This window comes from Acinetobacter sp. WU_MDCI_Abxb74 (assembly GCF_025513915.1).
In the GTDB taxonomy this organism is placed as follows: Bacteria; Pseudomonadota; Gammaproteobacteria; order Pseudomonadales; family Moraxellaceae; genus Acinetobacter; species Acinetobacter calcoaceticus_C.
The window spans coordinates 62,714-85,494 of the sequence record NZ_JAHPRP010000007.1 but is presented as its reverse complement, the minus strand read 5'-3'; the positions used below and the strand labels follow the sequence as shown (position 1 = coordinate 85,494).

Genomic DNA, 22,781 nt, shown 5'->3' with positions numbered 1-22,781 from the left:
GAACTGTAAATTTAAAAGCCACAGCATTGTCTGTGGCTTTTTTATGGACATTTACATTATCATGTGAAAAGTATACCAATCGATCAAATAATAAAATGTCCAGTTCGAACCAAAAATCTCAGCTACATGCACTGGGCTTTCTTATTCTCGCTATGCTGAGCGTACAAAGTAGCGCATCTTTAGCCAAAATTCTGTTCCAGAGCTTTCCTGTACTTACTGTTTCTGCAATGCGCTTATGCTTAGGTGCAATTATTCTTGCCTTTATTTTTAAAATTTGGCGAATTAATTATAGTCAGGTCCGCTGGAAAGCTATTTTAGCTTATGGCTTTGCGCTTGCAGGAATGAACGCACTTTTTTACCTGTCGATTGAACGATTACCGATTGGTATTGCCGTCGCTTTTGAATTTATTGGTCCCTTAAGTGTAGCCTTATATCATGCACGCCAAAAATATGATTTTGTCTGGGTCAGTTTAGCGATTGTTGGCCTTGTTTTACTTTTCCCTTTTAATCAGGCTCATAGTCTGGATTGGATCGGAGTATTATTTGCAGTCAGTGCGGGCGCATGTTGGGCGCTTTATATTATTGCTGGTCAAAAGCCTTCAGGTATATCAGGTAATCACACTGTGTGCTTAGGAATGACTGTAGGCGCATGTGTCTTGCTGCCGATTACTTTTTTTTCAGGGTCAATAAGCCAAGTGATAGAGCTCCCCTATCTTTTTTATTTTATTGGCTTAGCAATTTTAGCCAGCGCATTACCATTCTCTTTAGAAATGCTAGCCCTACGTAATTTAACACCTTTAAGTTTCGGAACATTGATGAGCTTGGAACCCGCAGTTGCTGCACTTTCTGGTTTTATCTTTTTAGGTGAATATTTATTATGGAATCAATGGCTAGCACTCGCAACAATTATTGCAGCTTCCGTCGGTTGCACTATAACCACCCAAAAAGCACGTCAGGAACGTGAAAAAACAGTCAGTTAAATCGACTAAAACTGCAAGTTGGAACATGGCATTCGCTATAATTGAACATTGTTATTTTAAATAATATTAGATGAGGCCCTCGGGTATTTTTCATGCAGAATCTTCCCATTATTGCTGTGCTCTATATGATTCTGTCGATGGTCTCATATCAAATTAGTGCTTCATTTGCTAAGCAGCTCATTGCAATATTAGACCCTCTCACCGTTACAGTTTTAAGGCTGAGCTTTGCAACGGTTATTGTCGCTATCATGTTCCGTTCGTGGAAAATCTGGTCGCGCTTACCCTATTTAAAATGGCGTGATTTATTGATGTATTGCGCATCTTTAGGTCTCATGAATATTTTATTTTATACGTCGCTTGGAAAGTTACCTCAAGGGATTGCAGTGGGCTTAGAGTTTATTGGCCCATTAGGTCTTGCTCTACTTTCTATTAAACAAAAGAGTGACTACATTTGGGTCGCATTTGCGATGTTAGGTATTGCACTGATGGTACCTTGGCAAGACCCAACACAACACCACTTTTCCTATGTAGGCGCTGCATGTGCGCTAGGTGCTGGATTTTGCTGGGCCTTCTATATTTATTTTGGTCAGAAAGTTGTGACCCAAAATATAGGCATGCATGCTTTAACCATCGGAATTGGGTTATCTGCCCTGACCTTACTACCCATTGGCATCTGGCATAATGCTCCTGCATTACTTGAGACGCAGTACTGGGGTAAAGCGTTACTTATTGCTATTTTAGCGACTGCTATTCCATACGCACTTGATTTAATGGCACTCAAACAACTCAATAAATTAACTTACGGTACTCTAACGAGTTTAGCACCAGCATTAGCAGCATTAACGGGCTTCTTATTACTTCACGAAGAAATCAGCATGCTGCAATGGGTGGCTTTAGCTTGTGTAATGCTAGCGTCGATTGGGGTTACTTTAAGAAGTACTAAAAAAGTAGCATAGTTAAATACTATTGCTGCTTTTTATACTTTTTATATTCCTTTAAATATTTATTACCAAGCGTTTCTTTTTCACTGTCTTTAAGAATTTTTCCCGCCTGTTGGAAAAATTTATGCTCTTCTTCTTTTAAATGATGATGGACTTTCTCACTCAACTGTTTGGCGGTCGCTAACCAGCTTGGACTGCTCATATCCGTTTTTTCAAGTTGCTCGACCAATTCATCCATTTCATGATGCTCAGATAAAGCATGTCTCGTAATATCTAAACCGACATCATCAAACATTAAAGGGATATATAAATAACGGTCTTCGGCAACAGAATGGGCATAGAGTTCATTTTTTAATGCATCAAATAATTCTTTTCTTTCTTCTGTTAAACCATGTGTCTGAATAAGTTGTTCAGAGAGGTTACGTTGATTTTCATGGCTTTCTCTTAATGCTTCGAAAATATTCATTCTCTTCCTCATTTTTAGCTAAAAAATCTTTTTTATTTCAAGGTTTATCATACGTTGAAATTTATATTATTTAAGTAGCTTAAAATGAGACTATTTTTTACACTGTTTTCTTTCTAGTAAGCTTCTGTAATTATTTTTATATTTATGATTTTGAATGGCATCGCAAAAAGTATGAACTTCGCCTCCTGATCAGTTCATACTTTTCGAAATATTTAGCCTGTTACAAACATTTGATAACCCAAACGGCAAATCAGGATACTGACTAAAATTAAAAAGATAATACGGACAAAACCACTACCGTATTTAAGCGCGGTACGCACCCCAACAATAGAACCCAATACATTCGCGACTGCCATCATTAAGCCAATGTGCAAAATAGCGTGACCTGTCGGAATGAAGAAACTCAATGCAGCCAAATTGGTCATAAAATTACCAATTTTGGATAAGGCAGAAGCATGCAAGAAGTCGACTTGTAAAAAGCGGATAAAGAAGAAGATAAAGAAACTACCCGTTCCCGGGCCAAAAATACCGTCGTAAAAACCAATCGCCAAACTACCAATCCCTGCCAAAATTAGCATTTTATTAGTAATTTTTTGTTCTGTATGAACCTGTCCAAAGTTCTTTTTAACCAAGGTATAAACTGCTATCACAATCAACATCACAAATATGAAAGGACGCAATACAGATTGAGGAATTAAGGATAAACAAGCAGCACCAGCAAAAGAGCTAATCAAAGCACAAATAGCAATGACTGCTAAAAGTTTCCATTGCAACTTCACTCTTTTCACAAAAGTATAAGCAGCCGATGCTGTACCAAAAATTGAAGAAAGCTTATTAGTACCAATCACCGTTGCAGTCTGCATGGTCGGGAAAGTACTCATAAGGCCTGGAATCTGGATAAGTCCGCCGCCCCCAACAGCAGCATCAATCGCTCCCGCAGTAAACGCAAAAAAGATCAAACTCAGGATAACATCCCATTCCATGCCCATGCTCTATACTCTACAGCTACTACAAATTTAAGATACGTTTAGGTACCAACCGTTTTTTATCGGTAATCTCAGCTAAACCTAAACAGCGGTCACCCGAAAAAACCAAAACTTCTGCTTCTGCAGAATGCTCAATATTGCTTTCTAAACCGTTGCAAAAATATTTTTCACGCCCTTCAGGCACCTGAATTTTTAAGAAATGTTCAACTGGAGCATAAACAGGAAGTAACAATGCTTCTCTTTGCTCTTCGGTTAAGCTTTCCAGATATTCAATGGTATAACTCGGAATAAGTTCAAAATGTCCTGTTTGAGTCCGGTTTAGCATTGTTAAATGCCCACCACAGCCCAGTGCCTCACCAATGTCTTCGCCTAATACACGAATATATGTTCCCTTAGAACAAGTTACATCTAGAGTGATACTATTTTCGGTAAATTCAATTAACTCTAAGGCATAAATTGTGATTGGACGTGCTTCACGCTCAATCTCGATACCTTTTCGGGCAAGCTCATATAACGGCCTGCCTTCTTTTTTCAAAGCCGAGTACATTGGCGGAATTTGTTGAATATCACCTCTAAATTTTTCTAAGGCTTGTTCAATAAGCTCTTGGCTCAGAACAGGGACAGAGCGTTCTTGTAGAATCTCTCCTTCCACATCCCCTGTCGTTGTGGTTTGCCCCAATCGAACGGTGGTTTGATAGCGCTTTGTTGAGTCCAGCAAATAATGTGAGAACTTAGTGGCCTCTCCTAAACAAATAGGAAGCAACCCTGTCGCCAAAGGATCTAAAGCTCCTGTATGACCTGCTTTTTGGGCGCGATATAACCAACGCACTTTTTGCAAAGCCGCATTTGAACTGAGCCCTAATGGTTTATTTAATAGAAATACACCACTAATATGGCGACGAGAAATTTTTTGATTTTTTGTCGTCATTTTTACTGGAACACAAAGCTAGAAAAAAGTGCCGACATGTTAGCAAATTTGGCAAGATATTTTCACAATATTTAGGTGCCTTTTCACTTATTTTATGGCACATTAATTATCGAGTAAAAAAACAACAAATTAAAACTTAAGGAAGATATCTTTATGCAAGGGATGCAGAAGAAGGTATTGTGGTGTGTGCTCGGATTTTTTATTTTGAGTCTCATTGCATGTGTATATTGGTTAAGTCCTGACTCAAAAAACACATCAGCTCAGATGAGTGAAAATAAAGGTCAAAATTTAGCATCATCTCCTCATACAGATCATCCATCGCTAAACGAAGATGCGTACCATAGTAAAAGTCAGCAAGACACCGAAGTTAACTGCCAGTTAAAAATTGATAGTTCTCAACATTTGGTCGTGAATAGTCAAACCCGTGACTGCTTTGAATATTTTATTACCCAATATGGGGAAAATAATTTAGAACAAATCAAAATTCACTTTGGGAAATTTATTCAAGGACAATATCTAGAGCCAGCTCGCTCACAAATTATAGACTTATGGACCCGTTATTTAAAATATCGTGAACAGCTTGCTCAAATCCAAGCACCTTCAGCAAAACAACAAGATAAAAATTATTTTCAAAAGATATTTAGCTCGATCCAAGATATAAGAAAACGCTTTTTTTCTGCTTCTGAAATTGAAGGACTTTTCTCTAGCGAGGATATCTATCAGAACTATACGCTAGATCGAATGCAGATACTTGAGGACTCTTCTTTAAGCGAAATTGAAAAAGCACGAAAGCTTAAAGAGCGTTTTGAAGAGCTTCCAGAAGACTGGCAACAAAACCTACAAGAACTCTCCAAACTTGATGATTTACATACGTTGACCAAACAAATTAAAGCACGCAATGGTTCAGCAGAAGAACTTCGGCAGATGCGTACAGCACTTGTTGGAGCCGAGGCAACTCAAAGGTTAGAAACGTTAGATACGCAACGGAATGCTTGGCAACAAAGGGTCACCAGTTACCTCGATGGTCGAGATGAAATTATTAAAAGTAACATGAGTGATAGCGCCAAAAACCAAGCGATTCAGCAGCTACGCCAACAACAATTCAATTCATCACAAGAACAACTAAGACTTCGAACTTTTGAAACGGTCCATGATCAGGGAGGTGAACTGCCATTTAATTACTAAGCCTTTCCTTTTTTGGGAACTGGCTAACATTCACTAGCAGTAAGAAGCTGCTTTTCATACAAAATAAAAATAGTGAGTAAAAAATGAAAAGGAAGTTAATGTTTTTCTGCGCTGCAATGCTCTCAGGACTGAGTATTTCAGCGGCCCATGCAACAAATGCTGAACATGTTAAAAGCTCGTTCGTATATTCATCTTACGCTCAAACAAAATATCCACTGGTTTTTAATCACGGTATGGCAGGCTTTAGCCGAGTTGGAACAGACACGCTTGGTCTCGATTATTGGTACCAAATTCTTCCTGATCTTGCCCGTAATGGAGGAAATGTCTGGGCAACAAGAGTCTCACCATTTAACTCAACAGAAGTGCGTGGAGAACAACTTGCACAGCAAGTCGAAGAGATTATTGCCATTACCGGTAAGCCCAAAGTCAATTTAATCGGTCATAGCCACGGGGGGCCAACAATTCGCTATGTGGCTGGTATCATGCCAGAAAAGGTGGCCTCACTCACTACGATTGGCGCACCCCACAAGGGATCACCAATGGCAGATGTCATTCTGAATGTTGAGGGTACTCCTCTTTCAGGCTTGGCAACATTAGTAAACTGGTTTTCAGCAGCAATTACTTGGGCAGGAGGTCTAGATCCGACAAGCTATCCGCACGACTCTTTAGCAGGTGCTCATAGCTTATCAACTCAAGGTTCAGCTCAATTTAATGCTCAATTTCCTATGGGTATGCCAACTACTTCTTGTGGTGAGGGGGCATATCAAGAGAAGGGCATTTATATGTATTCTTTCTCAGGAAATAAAGCGCTGACTAATCCATTAGACCCATTTGATATTGCCCTTACAGGCAGTAGCTTAGTGGTAGATCCGTTTGGTGATAATGATGGTCTTGTTTCCCGATGTAGCGCCAAATTTGGTAAAACAATTCGTGATGACTACAACTGGAATCATTTAGATGAAGTGAACCAAGTGCTTGGGATACGCTCTATTTTTGCTTCAGAGCCTGTCTCGGTTTACCGTCAACATGCAAACCGATTAAAACTTCAAGGACTATAATTTTTAAACAAAAAAATGCGCCAAAAGGCGCATTTTTTTACTCGGTATAAGCTTACGCTTTACGAGCTGGTAATTTTTCACGAATACGTGCAGCTTTACCAGACAAGTCACGGAGGTAGTAAAGTTTAGCACGACGAACGTCACCACGACGTTTCACTTCGATTTTAGCAACGATTGGAGAGTGAGTTTGGAATACACGCTCAACACCAACACCGCTAGAAATTTTACGAACTGTAAATGCAGAGTTTAAACCACGGTTTTTCTTCGCGATTACAACACCTTCAAATGCCTGAAGACGCTCACGCTCACCTTCTTTTACTTTAACTTGGACAATAACAGTGTCACCAGGAGCAAAAGCAGGAATATCAGTTTTTAACTGTGCATTTTCAATAATTTGAACTAAAGGATGTTTACCACTCATTGTGGGAATCTCCAATATGTGCGGAGTCAGAAGAGGTCTGAGGTTCCGCTGGGGATAGAGGCTAAAACGCATATCAACCCGTTTATCTTTCCCTTTATGACAATATGTCTATAAAGAGCCTTAGAATATACATAAAACTATCTATTAAATAGAATCATGCTTTAACTCGAAGCATTGCTTCTCGTCTTGTTGCAGAACTTTCGTTCCTGAGAATAGCGGTTAAGAATTACCACCACTCCCTTGCGTATCTTTTAGCCATTTTTTCTGCTGCTTATTCAACTCTACTTTTTCAGCCAACTCTGGTCGACGTTCTAAAGTTCGTTGATAGCGCTGCAAAAAGCGCCATTTTTCGATATTGCCATGATGTCCAGATTTTAAAACTTCTGGTACATCCAGCCCCTCAAAATGGTCTGGCTTTGTATATTGTGGACAATCTAAAAGACCATCAACAAAAGAATCTTGTACTGCTGACTGTTCATCTGACATTACATTCGGCAAACGGCGAATAATACTGTCAAGTAACACCATAGCGGGCAGTTCACCACCGGATAAAACATAATCACCAATTGACCATTCCTGATCAACATATTGCTGGATCAAACGTTCATCCACTCCCTCATAACGTCCACACAGTACAATTAAGCCGTCGTAATCAACAAACTGCTGTACCGCCTGTTCATTTAAGGTTTTGCCTTGTGGAGACATATACACTACAGGAACATGAACATGTCCTGCTTGTGAGGCAAGCTGTTTGGCATGTGCAATTGCTTTCGCCAAAGGCTCAGCCATCATTACCATCCCAGGGCCACCACCAAATGGACGTTCATCCACTCTTCTGTAGTTTCCCTCAGCAAAATCACGAGGATTAATACAAGTAACTTGTACTATATCCCGTTTTGCCGCACGTCCGCTGATGCCGTAGGCTGTAATCGCTTCAAACATTTCAGGAAAAAGCGTAATGACTGCAAAAAACATCACAGACTCCTCTATTTTCCTGCTGTATTAATCCTAAAAGGATTAATAATCTACGCCCCAATTGACGTAAATACGACCAGCTTCAAGATCAACACGTTGTACTACATCTTTATGCCAAGGAATCATGCGTTCTTCTGAATCAATGCTGTCTGGGGTAGCATGCACCACCATCACATCATTGGCTCCAGTTTCAAACAACTCATGAATTTTACCTAAGTTTATTTCCTGTTCTTCATCATCCAGACCTAACACTGTTAAGCCTTTTAAATCTGACCAGTAGTACTCATCTACATCTGCTTTTGGCAGTTGAGACTTAGCAACCCAGATATTAGCGCCAACCAAATTTTCTGCTCCAGTGCGATCACTCACACCTTTCAAAGCAACAACTAGGCCTTTGCCATGTGGTTTCCAACGTTTTACATCTATTGTTTGCCAACCTGCCTTGGTCTCAATGTACCAAGGCAGGTAGTCAAACATATTGCTCATGGGTTCTGTATTTGAATACACCCAGAGCCACCCATTCAATCCATAAGCTGAACGTAACTGTCCAATCTGAATACGATCTTCGGGAACATTCTGTGTTGATGTCATGGGTTACCTACTACAAAAAAATTATGCAGTAGCTTTTTTAGCTTGAGCAGCTAAAGAAGCAACACGTTCAGAAGGTTGAGCACCTTGAGAAACCCAGTGAGCAAAACGGTCTGCATCTAAACGAAGTTTTTCTGCTTGACCTTGTGCAGTCGGGTTAAAGAAACCGATACGCTCGATGAAACGACCATCACGTGCATTGCGGCTATCAGTCACAACGATTTGATAGAATGGACGTTTTTTTGCGCCGCCACGTGCTAAACGAATAACAACCATGATAAAAGCCTTATAATTCTTACGGATTTTCCCTGCGCCGACCATCGGCAACACTTCAAACCCCTTTCATAGAGGGCAACATTCTACGTGATTTTCACCATGAAAGAAAGATTAAATTTTGAGTTATCCGCAGTTTTGAATTTAAAGCTACTCTAACCAATTTGATACAGCAGATAACGCACAATCAGTTGCACCTTTTGCCCAAAATTTTTGCCCTTGATCATTCAGGCAAATGATCCCATCACTGGCCTGAGAAGTAGTAGAAATAGGTGTAGCTGTCAGTACCCAGCTTGAATCATCCAAGCTAGCAAACGTCAAATTATATAAGGCCGGACCTTGCTGAGGACTCACATTAGAGCCATAAATCGACGCTATAGTTGCATTGGATGGGTAACGGTTATTGACCATTTTTTGTGATTCTAATGTTTGGGCAATATTCATCATTTCAGATTGAACAGCTGTACGATGTCCTTTACGTAAATATTGTAAATATGAAGGTGTAGCTATGGCTGCTAAAATTGCAATTATCGCCACTACAATCATAAGCTCTATTAAGGAAAAACCATTCTTCATTGCCAAGTCTCACTGTTTGCTTCACATACATTGCAAGTGGCTGTTCCACCACAGTCATTATCAACAGCCGTAGCTGTTAAACTTTGGCAACGTAAACCTGAATTCTTAGCAATAAAATTAAAGTTTCTTGAATCTGTAGTCGTCGCTTTAATGACCCATGTCTGTCCATTGGCAGCATTATTCGTCAATAAATTTCCTGTCGTTGTATCATCACTAATCTGAATCGTATAACTGCCACGAGGCAACGTTAGAGATGTGGTAGTAAAACCTCTATAGGTAAAGTTCTTGGATTTATGTCTTTCCAATTGTTCAGCTAATTTTAAAATTTCACTTTTGGCGGCAGAAGCAGTCGCTCTACGGGTATAGCCTTGATATGAAGGGATAGCAATCGAAGCGAAAATAGCAACAATCACTATGACAACCATGAGTTCAATCAAGGTAACGCCCTGATTAAACCGCTGGATATAGTATTTATTCATAAATAATCCCTTAGCGATAGCGCTCATACCAACGCATAGGAACCAAATGACTTGTACATTGCCACTGCCCAGTTCCTTGCTCATTACCAGAAAGTTTTAACTTCCCACAACTATTTGTAGCTGGTGGGTTATCCTCAGTTGGTACAAATGTAATGCTACGGATACCTGCTCCAATTACTTTTTTATTACATTCAGAAACTCCTACTGGGCAGTTACCACCTGTTTGTGTTTCAAACCCACTAGGATCTTCTTTATTCGGATCAATTGATCCATCAGAATTAAGACAGGCTCCAAATGGTAAACAATAAGTCTGCTGATCCGTTTCACCTACCACACGTGGCAAACATGGGTCTGCTGCCACAATGCCTGTTCCCTGCGGGTCATAAACAGGCACAATTAAAGTCCCCGTAATTGCCATTGGCTCTTCAAAAGCTTTTAATCCGCCTTTAATACGGAAACTATTATTGGCTTTCTCTATACCACCGCTCGTACTAGAAAGTGAGCGATACCATCCACCTTGGCCCGTCCCTGTATTTGGAAAGAAAATTTGTGCTACTCGTGTTTCTCCAGATCGTAAAATTTGTGGATTTTTTCTAAGAGCCGATCGAGTAATATCTTTTGTTTCAAGTTGGCTATCAGTTAAAGACATTAAATTCTTTTTAATAAAGTCTTTGTCGATAATTCCATAGACGTTATTTACAGGGCGTCCGCTTAATGCTGTGCTAGGTGACATACCTTCACGCCCTGTAAGCGGATAAACATCCAATGGGGTACTACGGTCACCTGAAGCAATACCTACAGTAATAAAAGTGCGGATTCCATAATCATGAATTGTCACTGTTGGCGGTTCATAAAAACGCGGCGCATTCCCACCTATATAATCGTTCGAGCTATCATAAGTTGAGTCATTCGTTGCCAAATTGGCTAATCGAACAACTCGAATACCGAAACTGCTATAAGTTGAATTTGTTTTTGTCTGGTTATTATTAAGATCGATACGGAAAACTTGCCCCCCTAAATCGCCGAAATATAAATGGTCTACCAAACCATCAGCGTCTCGATCTAAGGTACTAATACGACTAACAATACTATGCTTCATATTAGAGTTATCTATATTAGAGCCAGTATCACTAGTCCACCATAAACGTTCCCCAGTTTTGGCATCAATAATATAGACAGCATTTCCTTTTGCTTTTGCATTCGTAAAGCAAGAGTCGCTCAAGGTAATATTCGGTTTTTCATAACATTGATCGTAGCCACCACCAACAATCATGACCCGTTTAATAGTGCCGTTATAACGAATATTTGCAAGTACAGGCTTAGACCAACTCTGTCCCATACGATTATAATCCGTTTGATCTGAACCCACTCTAAACAGGAGCTTAGGTGAAGCAGGATTTAAGACATTTAAGCCATAATAACTGCTACCACCCATTCGCATGCCACCATAAATATACATTTGCTTTGCAGTCACTTTTGAAACTGCAGCACTACCACTTCCTGTGGTAGTAATACTATATGCTGGATCCGATACCCAAGCTCCATCCATACCATGAGCAGGTGCTGTAGCATCACTTTGACCAACAACTAAAGCCTTTGATGCGACTGGATCATTTAATATATCGGCAGGAACGAAAGCCATTTGTTCCACACCAGTTGAAGCATCCACAATATGTAAACCACCCTCCATCGTTCCATAGAGAATGGATTGTTCACGTGCAGATGTTAAATTCCCATTTCCATCTAATGTCCCACTGTAGGTAAGCTGTACCGGTAAAGAATGAATACTTCCGCCCATCGATAAATACGGTTCATTCGATGTAACCAAAGATGAAGGTAAAGACGCAGCACCTATATCAGTTGAGTAACCTAGATAATTTAATATTTTTAATTTCAAGCTAATCGGGAAAGCTTTTAAAATATCTTGTCCAGTTGATGCATCAAATTTTCCTAATACATAGCTTGCTGTGTTACTTGCGCTATCAAAAGGATTGGTTCCCTCCGCAGGAGTTGCTGGAATTCTTAGTAAATTAGTTCCAGAGGTTGATATCTTGGTCAGGCTACCATCTGTTGCAACTGCAGAAACATCGGTAAATAAGTTTCGAATTTTACTTTGTACTGCATAATAATATTTTGTGATATTTCCTTCTTCATCACGTGTTTCAGTTTGTCCAGCAATTGGTAAAGGAACTTTTGCATATGAACCACCAAAAAAGACTTTGCCTCCATCATTGTAATTCGAGCTATTCCAGTAATCTTTGGTACCCGTTCTAAATGCCCCACTTGCATTATAGACTAGCCCACCCGCGTTGGCCTCAAAAGCACCAGCATTAGTACCAGATAAAACAACATGATATTTCTTTAGATTTCCTCGCCATGTTAAATAAGTATTTGCTGGATTAGGCTCAAAAGCACGTAAGTACCCATATTCCTGTAAATTTTTTGGATTTAAAGCATCATAAGGAACCGAGATAGCGCCTGTTGTTAAAGGTTCTAAAGGGACTTTATCTAAATTATTAATAAAAGAGATAACGCTGTTTGTTACCCCTTGCGCACTTTGTGTAGGGAAAAACCCCCCATTTCCATAACCGGGAGTAGCTACTGCATTAGTAGATTGATTTGGAGAACACGAGTCATCCCCTTTTCGGTCAGATTGGGTTCTCGAACTTAAACGGCAGGCATTTTTTACATCAGAAGAACTTAAACTAGAAAAGTCACTACCAAAACCGACAAATGCTGTTTGAATAGAAACTCCAGCAGGATTCTTTGTTTTATCAAATAGTCGTTTCGCAAACTCCCCCATACAAGCCCAGCCAGAATCTGATGAGGTATTAGAAAGACCTCCAGAGCAATTAAAATCTGCTCCCAACGTACTTCCCAAAGCAGTCGACATAACACTTGCCGAACGTGTATTTGTTGTATTGTTTGGCTCACCATCTGATAAAAAGTAAATACCTTGCCCATCACAACTTTGACGATTAGCCACCGCTGGCAAAGGAGATTGATAAACGGCGTTTAAGTTAGGGGCATTTCTATCTACAACAATATTAGGATTGCTTGTTGTATCATTTGTTTTTGATTTTGGAGTTCCGCTATCTGCGTTTGCTATCGCATAGTTAAAAGTGGTGTAGTAATAAGTATAAGAATAGGTTGAATCAGACGAAGTATCATAAGCAATTGCCGTATTTACACCCGGATTAGAAGTTGACCAGTTACTCCAATAGCTACTAGAGCGACAAGGCTGCCATAAATTCGCTGTATCAATCTGTGAATCGCGATAATTCGTACAATATGAGTATTCTGTTCTATTATCAAATTTCCGGACACGCTTTATATAACTATCTTTTCGAATAAGATAATTTGTTTCTGAATAGGTCGTTGTACCCATCAAATAAGCCGCAGCTTCCGCATAAGCATGTGCTGAGGGCGTTGATCCACCAGCAGTTAAATTTGCAACGGCCTGTTTTAATTTATAACGCTGAGAACCTACCGTATTTAAAGTGCTTGCATCCCCTAAAGGCGCAGCGGCCACCAAAATTTGTCCACTTCGGCTATCACCATTTGCAGAGAAATTCCCCAAACCCACACGAGTATCATTTAAAACGGAATTATTGCTGGCTAAAAAAGCATTCATACCATTTTTAAGCATGGCCAAGCGATTTTCGTTATAACTATTAGATGTCATACTCCCCGAAGTATCTAACATCATTACAATCGTTTTTTTACCTGCTGTAGGTGATGCATAAATTTGTAAATCACTCGCCTGCACGACAGAGCTTGTGATTAGCCATGTAAAAGCAACCGAACTCGAACAGATGGCATACCATAAATTATTTGGCTTAAAATTCTTCAATTTTAGTTTCACGATATTCCCCGTTATGAACCTGGTGCCGTAATTTGAGTAAGCTTATTGGTATAGTTAAATTCTTGAACTTGAGTACTAAAAGGCACGTTATAATTTGCCAAACACTCAGCTAATGTTTGTTTAGCCGTTAATGCGCTATCAAAATTGTCACTAATTTTCGCTGAACTCGTGCTTAAACAATTACTTTGCAAAGTTTCTATAGAGGTAGATGCATAGGCTGGTAAAAAAGCAGTGGTAATAACACGAATACGTTGCGTAGATAGCATGCTTTTAGGTAGTTGTGTGCCTTCGGAGGTGTTTGTTCCTCGTGGTAAATTAGAGCCAGGAATATCACTTGCAGCATCTGTAGGAATACTGACAGCAACTTGAGTAACTACCGCTTGACGGCTACTTCCATAGTCACTTGTTAAATCACAAAAACCTGCCACTCCCCCATCTTCAACGACTGCATTATTAGCACTTCCTGCTCGAAGTAAACTTGCGCCTCGGGTCTGAGCAAAATTTGTTGATGTAGAAACAGGTTTATAACAAAAGTTGTATTCTGCACCTGGGTTACTTTCATGCTCTTTGAGCGCAGCACCAATCACATTTGTAATATTAGTTAGGGTAGTAGGATTCATCTGTACAATGAGTTCTAAAGGCGTATCAGATGACTGAAAATTTAATTGGCTAACTTGGCTGTTAGTAGCAACTTTTAAAGAAACAATTGCCACTCTTATTGCTAAAACACCTACAGAAACAACAACCAATAAAATAATCAGCACAACAATAAGGGTTGCTCCTTTTTCCTTAGATTTCCTTTTAATATTTTCATGAATTAAATGGGTCATAGACTTTCCCCCATCGCATTACGTAGAGCAATTGTTACGCTATAAACACGGCGCAAAAATCGAGTTGTGTTATCAGAAGCATGTACAGTTTGATCCAACATAAGAAACGACTGTGTGGGATCTATTGCTTTATTTTGGGCATTGTTAGTAGAACGAGCTAACACCGATATTTGTATTAAAAGAATTCTAGGTGCCATTACTGGTGGAGTGGCATCTCGGGCAGCCTGTGCGGCAGCCCGATATTGGGGAATTGTGTAATAAGCAAAATTGCCAGCAGTATTCTTTGCGCCGAATAACACATGGAAATGGTCAATACGCGGCAATATAATTTGACCAGCATCTCCTAATCCAGACACAGTGGTAGGTTGTGCCGTAGCTACGCTAGAGGGAGTATTTGCATCACATGCAAGCGCATAATCTTGCTGAGAACTACCATTCGTATCAAGACGTAAAAAATACCGCTCTACAATTAAATCTCCAGCAAGTACATTCACGCCTTCACAATTTGTCATATTTGTAGGAGCAATAAACTGAATAGTCAGCTGATCGCTTTGCATAGCAGCATTTGAACTATTCTGTATATTTGAAAGGCCTTTCCAGTGATTACTAACGGTACTTACCGTATCTCCCACACCACGACTTAATAGTGTCTCAGCAATATAGGTATTTGTGCCAACATTAGGAACAAAATTGACACTGTCATTATTAGTTGCTGTTGAACCAGTTAATACAACACCTCCCCAAGGCGTGGTATCCGTTAATATTGGATTTATTACATTTCCATAATTTAGAAGACGTATATCACGTGCAATATATTCCAAGCCAAAAATACCGCTATCTTGTATTTCAGCATTTGCTTTTTGCAAGCGGCTTGATAGAAGTCCACCAATAAATAATTGAGTTGCCGCAGCGACCAAAATTAGGCCTAAAGCCAATGCAACCATAAGCTCAATTAATGTAAAGCCTCGTTGCTTCCACGATACAAATGAGTGAGTCATTAATATGCCTCCATCATTAAACAATTCGAATTATTGGTATAAACACCATTCGTACTCATACAGCTCGATACATCCACACTCGTGACGCCCCCATTTGTCGTAAGTGTTGGAGTGGTTTTGCCCCAAAAAACAAATAGACACTGTCTCTGCTGGGCCATTGTAGTTGTGACCCCAGGACAATTTGACATTGTGATTTTCATGCCTAGTTGATCTGCAGTTCTTGCTGCTTGATAAGCATCAAATTGTGCAAGTTGAGAAGGGGTACAAATTGTGTTGAAACACAACGTAGGGGCTGTGGTGGTAGATGAATAATTGCTATAACTACGAACAAAGATAGGATATTGGCTAGCTTGAGTACTATTTACTCGAATATTTTCTGCTAATCCTCTCATAATCATAATAGCCTGAGATTTACTTAAAGCCTCTGAAGAAGCATCCATAGCCCGAATTTGCAAGGCAACATATCCTAAAATCCCTATTGCAAGTAAAATTAAAGCAACCAACACTTCTAATAAGCCAACCCCAGCTTGAGCTTGTTGTTTAGAGCCCCCCATTAACATGTCTCCTCAGCTTTAAAAATTAATGTGCCAAGCTTTGTTAAAATAAGAATTTTCTTTTTATATATTTTTGAATTACAAATAGATAAAAGCGTATCTTGGGTAATATTAGTTACCATTCCATTCGCATTAAAGGTCAAGGTTGTCGTTGTTAAGGAACTTTGTGTGCTATCAGCAGCTATATTCTTGAGCTCAAGAGTATTATTTGAAGCAGCTTTCCAATTAAAAGAAGTGGGTGTATTTAAAGCTGTTGAATTCAAATTAATAGAAACGTCTTGTCGACCAAGTATTGCTTGGCTCTTCGCTTCCGACAAAGCATTGATTAGGTCTCGTTGATTTCCCTCTAGTCGTTTATTTTCCAATAAATTTGACATAGACGGCGCAGCCATCATTGCAATAATCGCCATTACTGCAATCGTCACCATAAGCTCAACCAAGGTGAACCCTTCTTGTGGAATAATTCCCCTCATCCCCTTAAACCCCAAATAAACTTAAGAATTTTTTATTTATTATTTAAATTTTACGGTTTAGATTTACAAAACAAATACAAAGCAGATAAAGGGTATAAAAAAACAGATAATCGTCACATCAACAATTATCTGTTTTACTATTTTAAAATCAGTATGTTAAATAAGTCACACTTTATGCTTGAGTCACGTGAATGCGTAATTCTTTAGGAAGACTAAAGGTTATGTTCTCTTCACGTCCATCTAATTCTTTAGGTGCTTGCGCGCCCCAGTCTTGTAAACGTTGAATTACTTGCTTAATCAGAATTTCTGGCGCTGAAGCACCCGCTGTCACACCAATTTTGCAAGTATCATTGAACCATGACTGTTCTAGCTGATCAGCATTATCTACAAGGTAAGCAGCTTTGCCCATACGCTCTGCAAGCTCACGTAAACGATTTGAATTTGATGAGTTAGGTGAGCCTACAACCAACACCACATCACACTGTTCAGCCAAGTCACGCACAGCATCTTGTCTGTTTTGAGTTGCGTAGCAAATATCGTCTTTACGTGGCCCTTGAATATGAGGAAATTTTGCACGCAAAGCATCAATGACTTTAGCTGTATCATCAATAGATAAAGTTGTTTGGGTTACAAATGCAAGTTTCTCAGGATGTCTTACTGCAAGTGCAGCCACATCAGCTTCATCTTCAACAAGATAAATCTCACCACCTTTTAATTTGTCATATTGACCCATTGTTCCTTCAACTTCTGGGTGCCCTTCATGACCAATCAAAATTGCTTCAGTACCTTCACGTGCATATTTAGTCACTTCAATATGAACCTTGGTAACTAAAGGACAAGTGGCATCAAAAACTTTTAAGCCCCGGCGCTCTGCTTCTTGCTGAACTGCTTTTGAAACGCCATGCGCACTAAAAATTACAATTGAGTCATCCGGAACCTGATCAAGCTCATCAACAAAAACTGCCCCTCTTTGACGTAAGTCATCTACTACAAATTTATTGTGTACAACTTCATGACGTACATAAATAGGCGGATTAAAACATTCTAAAGCCCGATTGACGATTGCTATGGCTCGATCAACACCGGCACAAAAACCACGCGGATTAGCTAACACAATTTCCATAACAGCCTCAAAATTAATAAAACAGGGGAATTTCTCTTGAATATTTGCAATTAAAACTATTCAGTTTAAACGCACGGTACACTACAATAGCGAAGATATTTTATCATATCAGGAAAAATATCATGTCGGGTCTATTGTTTGTCGTTTCTGCTGCATCAGGAACGGGCAAAACATCTTTGGTGAAAGCCCTGCTTGACCGAGTGAGCAATTTACATGTTTCAGTCTCACATACCACCCGAGGTCAACGTCCAGGTGAATTAGATGGTGTTCACTATCACTTCACTACAAAAGATGAATTTCTAGACCAAGTCAACCATGACGGTTTTATTGAATACGCTGAAGTATTTGGTAATTACTATGGCACTTCTCAAACAACGGTAAAGCAACAGTTAGCTCAAGGGCACGATGTTTTACTTGAAATTGATTGGCAAGGTGCAGAGCAAGTACGAAAACTTTTTCCTGAATCAAAACAAATATTTATTTTACCCCCTACTCAGTTTGACCTACGTCAGCGTTTATCTAATCGTGGTACAGACTCAGTTGAAGTCATTGAACATCGTTTAAGCTGTGCAGTTGAAGATATGCAGCATTACACGAACTTTGATTACATCATTATCAATGATGACTTTAATAAAGCCCTACATGAGCTTGAAGCTGTGATTACAGCAAACCGTTTAGTATTATCTCAGCAAGCCAAACGTCATCAAACATTAATTCAAGACTTGATTACTCCTCAACCAAAACAGGAATAACTTGAGTCTAGATCGAAAGCCTTTTATACTGTTTAGTCTGTTCAAATTCACCATTCCAAAACGAGAACTTTTATGGCACGCGTCACCGTTGAAGATTGTTTAGATCATGTAGACAACCGTTTTGAGCTTGTGCTCGTTGCAAGTAAACGTGCTCGTCAATTGGCACGTCAAGGCATGGAGCCAACTGTAGAATGGGATAACGACAAACCGACTGTAGTTTCTTTGCGCGAAATCGCGGCAGGACACGTTACGAAAGAAATTCTTAAACAACGTGAACAAGATTATCAAACTTCTAGTCTTGATCTTGCTCTTTCTACAAACAGCTTGAATTTAGAAGGTTTTTCTTTCTAACTAATTCTGTTTTATAAAAAAACCATCGTTTTTCTGCGGTGGTTTTTTATTTGGCTTTGTCTTGAATTTAAAGATATTGAAAAAAGCAATTATTTTCATTGAAAAAAAAATACACTTTTTCAAATGAAAAAATTGACAAGTTCCGCAATATGCTTTTCATTAAGAAGTAGATAGATTTAGTTTTTCAGCATTAGGAAAAAGGGTGATTTATGCCAGGCGAAGAGGTCAGCCAAGCCAAGCAACAGCTTAAATTGATTATCGACCCTTACTTATCGGTAAGTGAGGTCGAGAAAGTGCTTGCTGCCTGTGATTTTGCCGATCTAGCGCATACTGGCATTACACGTAAAAGTGGTGAACCCTACATTCTGCATCCAATTGCTGTCAGCTGCATTCTAGCGAACATGCGTTTAGATGCTGAAACCTTAATGGCAGCACTTTTGCATGATGTTATTGAAGACACGCAATATACAAAAGAAGATATTACTGAAAAGTTTGGTCTGACAGTTGCCGAACTAGTTGACGGTGTAACCAAACTTAGCCAGTCAAGTGATAAAGAATATAACAAAGCTGCCTCATTCCGAAAAATCTTGCAAGCGACCCTACAGGACCCACGTGTCATTATTATTAAATTAGCCGATCGCTATCATAATATGACAACGCTAGGTGCTTTGCGTCCCGATAAACGTGCCCGCATTGCTCAAGAAACTCTTGATATCTTTGTGCCAATGGCAAGATTAGTCGGCATGAATGAAATGGGCGATAATCTAGAAAATCTTTGTTATCAAAATCTTGATCTTGATATGTTTGATAACGTGCAAAATGCACTACGTCTAACCAAACCAGAGCGATGTAAATATCAAAGTATCTGGGAACAAAACCTCGCTGAACTTCTCCATAACTATCATATTCAAGGCCGCATTAAAAAGAAAAATAACAATATCGAATTATTACGCCATTTCGTTAAAAATGAGATGGATTTACAAGAGCTTACCCATAGTCATGCTTTTGAAATCGTTTTACAAACAATTGCTGACTGTGACCGCCTAGTTGATGCATTAAGAGAAAACTTTCAGGTCATCCAATACCAAGACCATATCCGTCGTCCGTTACCTGGTGGCAACCAATCTTTGCTGATCAAACTTAAAGGCGAAAAGACCACACTCTCTCTTACTATTCAGACCGAGCTTATGCGCAAAGCTGCTCGCTTTGGCGTAGTGCTTGGTGAAAATGCACCACAAACTTGTCGTTCAGCCATTCAGGCCTCTATGCAAAACCTGAATACACTTATCGATGGAGAATGTGCAAAAACGACTTTTAATGATTTATTAGATTACTTACATCAAGAAAAAATTTGGGTTTACACACCACATGGTCAACTCCATGAGTTACCACAAGGTGCTACCGTAGTTGATTTTGCTTATTCAGCAAGTTTATTTTTAGGTAATCATGCAGTTGGTGCAAAAGTAGATGGTGAAATTAAACCACTGTCGACACCCTTAATTAGCGGTCAGGTTATCGAAGTTATTACGGATGTTTTAGCAACACCAAATCCAGACTGGCTAAGTTTTATTAATACTCAAAAAGCTCGCCGTGCATTACAGCATGTCCTTAAAGACCAAGACATTGAAGAACAGCGTTTAGTCGGTGCACAAGCACTTTCTCGAGCACTGAAACTCTTCAATCGTTCGATTAACGATCTTTCTGAAGCCGACTGGTTAGATTTACTTCAATGGCGCCACATCGACAATAAAAATACATTGTTTGAACAAATTGCTGTTGGTGACTTACTGCCTCAACTCGTAGCCAATCATCTATTTGCTCATGACAAACATCCACAAGTGGAAAATTCAGATCGACTCATTCAAAGTACTGAAGGTATCGACGTTAAATATGCGCATTGCTGCAATCCAGTTCTAGGCGACCCAATTCAAGGGCATTTAACACGTCGTGGGTTAATTGTGCATCGCATACGCTGCCATAACTTGCTACATGAGCAACATCTTCACCCTGAAAATATTATGCCGCTTCAATGGAAAGCAGATGATGTAGATGATGTACGTTTTACTGCCTACCTCGCTATAGATAGGGCAATGAATGATGAGCAGGTATCAGACCTAATCTATCAATGCCGTAAAAATAATGCAGGGGTAGAAATGGTTCACTCAAATGAGCAAAGAACTTTTGTTAATATTGTAGTCAACAACCGTAAACATATTGCAAAAGTCATCCGTGACTTACGTATGCATTATGGTTTCCCGCGTATTGAACGTTTGGATGCTCCTAATCCCCAAATGGAAGTCTCAAAAGTAAGCTAAGTCTTTACAAGAGCTATTGGTCAGGTTTATGTTTCTTTAACAAAATCAAACTTTCCAAATCCACTTAATCAGTTAAATCGATGATACTTTTGTCCAAACCTATCATCGATTATGATGGAATGAGATTTAATCAAGGAGAACCAAATGTCCCGCCAAGTGATTCATACTGAAAATGCCCCTGCTGCTATTGGCACATACTCTCAAGCTATTTTAGTAGACAATACGTTATATCTTTCAGGGCAAATTGGTTTAGATCCATACAGTATGGAACTTGTAGAAGGTATCGAAGCTCAAATTCGCCGTGTATTTGATAATTTAAAAGCGGTTTGTGAAGCTGCTGGTGGTTCACTTGCAGACATTGCTAAACTTAATATTTTCCTAACCGATTTATCAAATTTCCAACTTGTAAACCAAATTATGGGTGAATATTTTGCTCAACCGTATCCTGCCCGCGCAGCTTTGGGTGTAGCTAGTCTACCTAAAGGCGCATTAGTAGAGATGGATGGTATTGTAGCTATTAATCAATAAGATATAAAAATATATTGAATATTTTCCGTTAAATTCTTAGCTCCAAATCATGAACCACCTTTGTATAAAATCTGAACACAACTCGGATTTCCGCTCAGGTGGTATTTTTTTATCCAAAATCCCAATAATAATAAATGAGATTTTAAATGAATTTCATTGACAAACGATAATAATTATCAATAATATCTATTATCGCATTTATATTTGGGGATCACTCCCATGTACGTTTGCTTGTGTCGTGGCATTACCGATCAAGATATTAAAGACGCTGTTGAAAATGGCGCTGAAAGCTATCGCGAAATTCGTGATTTGCTTGATCTCGGTACTTGCTGTGGACGCTGTGCACCAGAAGCACGTGCTATTATTAGTGAAGAATTAGCAGAAATCGCCGCTCGTATTTCCGTCGCTGCGTAAAAGAATTATAAACATTTAACAGTATTTATTAGCTCCTCCACCGCTTTTTGCTGAACATTAATAGTTCCTCATTCAAGCGGTTTTTTTTGGCTAAAAATTCCCCTTTACTAATATTTTGTTGTTTTTGATTGCGATTTTCATTTGCTGTTCCATAAACTACTCGCCATATCCATGATTGTTCACTAAAATGGTTTTATAGATTGCCTTAATTGAATTGAGGCAGAAATTGTTTTGGAGTAGCTACAATGAAAGGCAATCGTGATGTGATTAATCAGCTCAACCAAGTGCTGTATCATCATTTAACTGCAATTAATCAATACTTTTTACATTCACGCATGTTTAATGATTGGGGAATTGAGCAGCTTGGCTCTGCCGAATATAAAGAATCAATTCGTCAAATGAAGCATGCAGACAAAATTATTGAACGTATTTTATTTTTGGAAGGCCTACCTAATCTTCAGCATTTAGGCAAACTTTACATTGGTCAACATACAGAAGAAGTTCTGCAATGTGACATTCGTAAAGTGAAAGAAAATATAGAAGCGATTCAAAAAACAGTTACACTCGCTGAAACAGAACAAGACTATGTGACGCGTGATCTCGTTCAAGAAATTTTAGAGAAAGAAGAAGAATATTGGGACTGGTTAGATACTCAGATTGACCTTATCGGTAACGTTGGCATTGAAAATTACATTCAAAGCCAGATGTAATTTCTCATAAAA

General features: G+C 39.2%; 25 protein-coding genes and 1 pseudogene. 11 read left to right on the top strand and 15 right to left on the bottom strand.

Annotation, left to right across the window (positions count from 1 at the left end):
- Positions 1–95 precede the first annotated feature (95 nt).
- Complete coding sequence (locus KTH84_RS12785; protein ID WP_262473425.1) at positions 96–980, top strand: EamA family transporter; 885 nt, start codon at positions 96–98, stop codon at positions 978–980.
- 92 nt (positions 981–1,072) lie between these two features.
- On the top strand, positions 1,073–1,936 hold the full coding sequence (locus KTH84_RS12780; RefSeq protein ID WP_133971535.1) for an EamA family transporter: 864 nt from the start codon (positions 1,073–1,075) through the stop codon (positions 1,934–1,936).
- A 7-nt stretch (positions 1,937–1,943) separates the two neighbouring features.
- Here KTH84_RS12780 and KTH84_RS12775 read toward each other — a convergent pair whose 3' ends face one another.
- From KTH84_RS12775 to truB, 3 genes are all read right to left on the bottom strand, one after another.
- A complete protein-coding gene (locus tag KTH84_RS12775) occupies positions 1,944–2,387 on the bottom strand; it encodes a hemerythrin domain-containing protein (RefSeq protein ID WP_001019905.1) in 444 nt (147 codons plus the stop codon).
- A gap of 212 nt (positions 2,388–2,599) precedes the next feature.
- The gene (locus KTH84_RS12770) at positions 2,600–3,376 is read right to left on the bottom strand and encodes a sulfite exporter TauE/SafE family protein (RefSeq protein ID WP_262473422.1); all 777 of its coding nucleotides are present in this window, start codon (positions 3,374–3,376) and stop codon (positions 2,600–2,602) included.
- Positions 3,377–3,395: 19 nt separating this feature from the next.
- On the bottom strand, positions 3,396–4,301 hold the full coding sequence (truB, locus tag KTH84_RS12765; protein WP_262473420.1) for a tRNA pseudouridine(55) synthase TruB: 906 nt from the start codon (positions 4,299–4,301) through the stop codon (positions 3,396–3,398).
- Positions 4,302–4,454: 153 nt separating this feature from the next.
- Here truB and KTH84_RS12760 point away from each other — a divergent pair, with 153 nt between their 5' ends.
- The gene (locus KTH84_RS12760; RefSeq protein ID WP_262473418.1) at positions 4,455–5,486 is read left to right on the top strand and encodes a lipase secretion chaperone; all 1,032 of its coding nucleotides are present in this window, start codon (positions 4,455–4,457) and stop codon (positions 5,484–5,486) included.
- Between the two features lie 116 nt (positions 5,487–5,602).
- A complete protein-coding gene (locus tag KTH84_RS12755; RefSeq protein WP_262473567.1) occupies positions 5,603–6,544 on the top strand; it encodes a lipase family alpha/beta hydrolase in 942 nt (313 codons plus the stop codon).
- A gap of 52 nt (positions 6,545–6,596) precedes the next feature.
- Here the strand turns inward: KTH84_RS12755 and rplS are convergent, their stop codons facing one another.
- From rplS to ispH, 12 genes are all read right to left on the bottom strand, one after another.
- Positions 6,597–6,965: a 50S ribosomal protein L19 gene (gene rplS / locus KTH84_RS12750; RefSeq protein WP_003653770.1), complete on the bottom strand. Its 369-nt coding sequence runs from the start codon at positions 6,963–6,965 to the stop codon at positions 6,597–6,599.
- Between the two features lie 219 nt (positions 6,966–7,184).
- Complete coding sequence (gene trmD, locus KTH84_RS12745; RefSeq protein WP_133971529.1) at positions 7,185–7,940, bottom strand: tRNA (guanosine(37)-N1)-methyltransferase TrmD; 756 nt, start codon at positions 7,938–7,940, stop codon at positions 7,185–7,187.
- 42 nt (positions 7,941–7,982) lie between these two features.
- Complete coding sequence (rimM, locus tag KTH84_RS12740; protein WP_262473416.1) at positions 7,983–8,531, bottom strand: ribosome maturation factor RimM; 549 nt, start codon at positions 8,529–8,531, stop codon at positions 7,983–7,985.
- 21 nt (positions 8,532–8,552) lie between these two features.
- The gene (gene rpsP / locus KTH84_RS12735) at positions 8,553–8,804 is read right to left on the bottom strand and encodes a 30S ribosomal protein S16 (protein WP_000260334.1); all 252 of its coding nucleotides are present in this window, start codon (positions 8,802–8,804) and stop codon (positions 8,553–8,555) included.
- A 147-nt stretch (positions 8,805–8,951) separates the two neighbouring features.
- Positions 8,952–9,377, bottom strand: coding sequence for a type IV pilin protein (locus KTH84_RS12730; protein ID WP_262473414.1), 426 nt, complete (start codon positions 9,375–9,377; stop codon positions 8,952–8,954).
- Positions 9,374–9,856, bottom strand: coding sequence for a type IV pilin protein (locus KTH84_RS12725; RefSeq protein WP_262473412.1), 483 nt, complete (start codon positions 9,854–9,856; stop codon positions 9,374–9,376). Before KTH84_RS12725 ends, KTH84_RS12730 begins: the two co-directional genes overlap by 4 nt.
- Before the next feature lie 10 nt (positions 9,857–9,866).
- A complete protein-coding gene (locus tag KTH84_RS12720) occupies positions 9,867–13,721 on the bottom strand; it encodes a PilC/PilY family type IV pilus protein (RefSeq protein WP_262473410.1) in 3,855 nt (1,284 codons plus the stop codon).
- An 11-nt stretch (positions 13,722–13,732) separates the two neighbouring features.
- On the bottom strand, positions 13,733–14,551 hold the full coding sequence (locus KTH84_RS12715) for a PilX N-terminal domain-containing pilus assembly protein (protein ID WP_262473408.1): 819 nt from the start codon (positions 14,549–14,551) through the stop codon (positions 13,733–13,735).
- Positions 14,548–15,549, bottom strand: a complete 1,002-nt coding sequence (locus tag KTH84_RS12710; protein WP_262473406.1) for a PilW family protein — start codon at positions 15,547–15,549, stop codon at positions 14,548–14,550. The genes KTH84_RS12715 and KTH84_RS12710 overlap by 4 nt, the downstream gene beginning before the upstream one ends.
- Positions 15,549–16,109 (bottom strand): type IV pilus modification protein PilV, encoded by a 561-nt coding sequence (gene pilV / locus KTH84_RS12705; protein WP_133971521.1) that lies wholly within the window; start codon positions 16,107–16,109, stop codon positions 15,549–15,551. Before pilV ends, KTH84_RS12710 begins: the two co-directional genes overlap by 1 nt.
- Positions 16,103–16,576: a Tfp pilus assembly protein FimT/FimU gene (locus KTH84_RS12700; protein WP_262473403.1), complete on the bottom strand. Its 474-nt coding sequence runs from the start codon at positions 16,574–16,576 to the stop codon at positions 16,103–16,105. Before KTH84_RS12700 ends, pilV begins: the two co-directional genes overlap by 7 nt.
- 172 nt (positions 16,577–16,748) lie before the next feature.
- The gene (ispH, locus tag KTH84_RS12695) at positions 16,749–17,699 is read right to left on the bottom strand and encodes a 4-hydroxy-3-methylbut-2-enyl diphosphate reductase (protein ID WP_042895425.1); all 951 of its coding nucleotides are present in this window, start codon (positions 17,697–17,699) and stop codon (positions 16,749–16,751) included.
- A 122-nt stretch (positions 17,700–17,821) separates the two neighbouring features.
- Between ispH and gmk the strand changes: the two genes are divergently transcribed.
- The 7 genes and pseudogenes from gmk to bfr all read left to right on the top strand — a co-directional run bounded on the left by gmk (position 17,822) and on the right by bfr (position 22,769).
- Complete coding sequence (gene gmk / locus KTH84_RS12690) at positions 17,822–18,451, top strand: guanylate kinase (protein ID WP_042895429.1); 630 nt, start codon at positions 17,822–17,824, stop codon at positions 18,449–18,451.
- A 72-nt stretch (positions 18,452–18,523) separates the two neighbouring features.
- Complete coding sequence (rpoZ, locus tag KTH84_RS12685; protein WP_002116990.1) at positions 18,524–18,802, top strand: DNA-directed RNA polymerase subunit omega; 279 nt, start codon at positions 18,524–18,526, stop codon at positions 18,800–18,802.
- 80 nt (positions 18,803–18,882) lie between these two features.
- Positions 18,883–18,972 (top strand): annotated as a pseudogene (locus KTH84_RS12680) (hypothetical protein); the annotation flags it as partial.
- A gap of 39 nt (positions 18,973–19,011) precedes the next feature.
- Complete coding sequence (locus KTH84_RS12675; protein ID WP_262473400.1) at positions 19,012–21,117, top strand: RelA/SpoT family protein; 2,106 nt, start codon at positions 19,012–19,014, stop codon at positions 21,115–21,117.
- Between the two features lie 144 nt (positions 21,118–21,261).
- Positions 21,262–21,645: a RidA family protein gene (locus KTH84_RS12670; protein WP_262473398.1), complete on the top strand. Its 384-nt coding sequence runs from the start codon at positions 21,262–21,264 to the stop codon at positions 21,643–21,645.
- 219 nt (positions 21,646–21,864) lie between these two features.
- Positions 21,865–22,059, top strand: coding sequence for a bacterioferritin-associated ferredoxin (locus KTH84_RS12665; protein WP_009392016.1), 195 nt, complete (start codon positions 21,865–21,867; stop codon positions 22,057–22,059).
- Positions 22,060–22,304: 245 nt separating this feature from the next.
- Positions 22,305–22,769, top strand: a complete 465-nt coding sequence (gene bfr, locus KTH84_RS12660) for a bacterioferritin (RefSeq protein ID WP_262473396.1) — start codon at positions 22,305–22,307, stop codon at positions 22,767–22,769.
- The last annotated feature ends 12 nt before the right edge of the window (positions 22,770–22,781 follow it).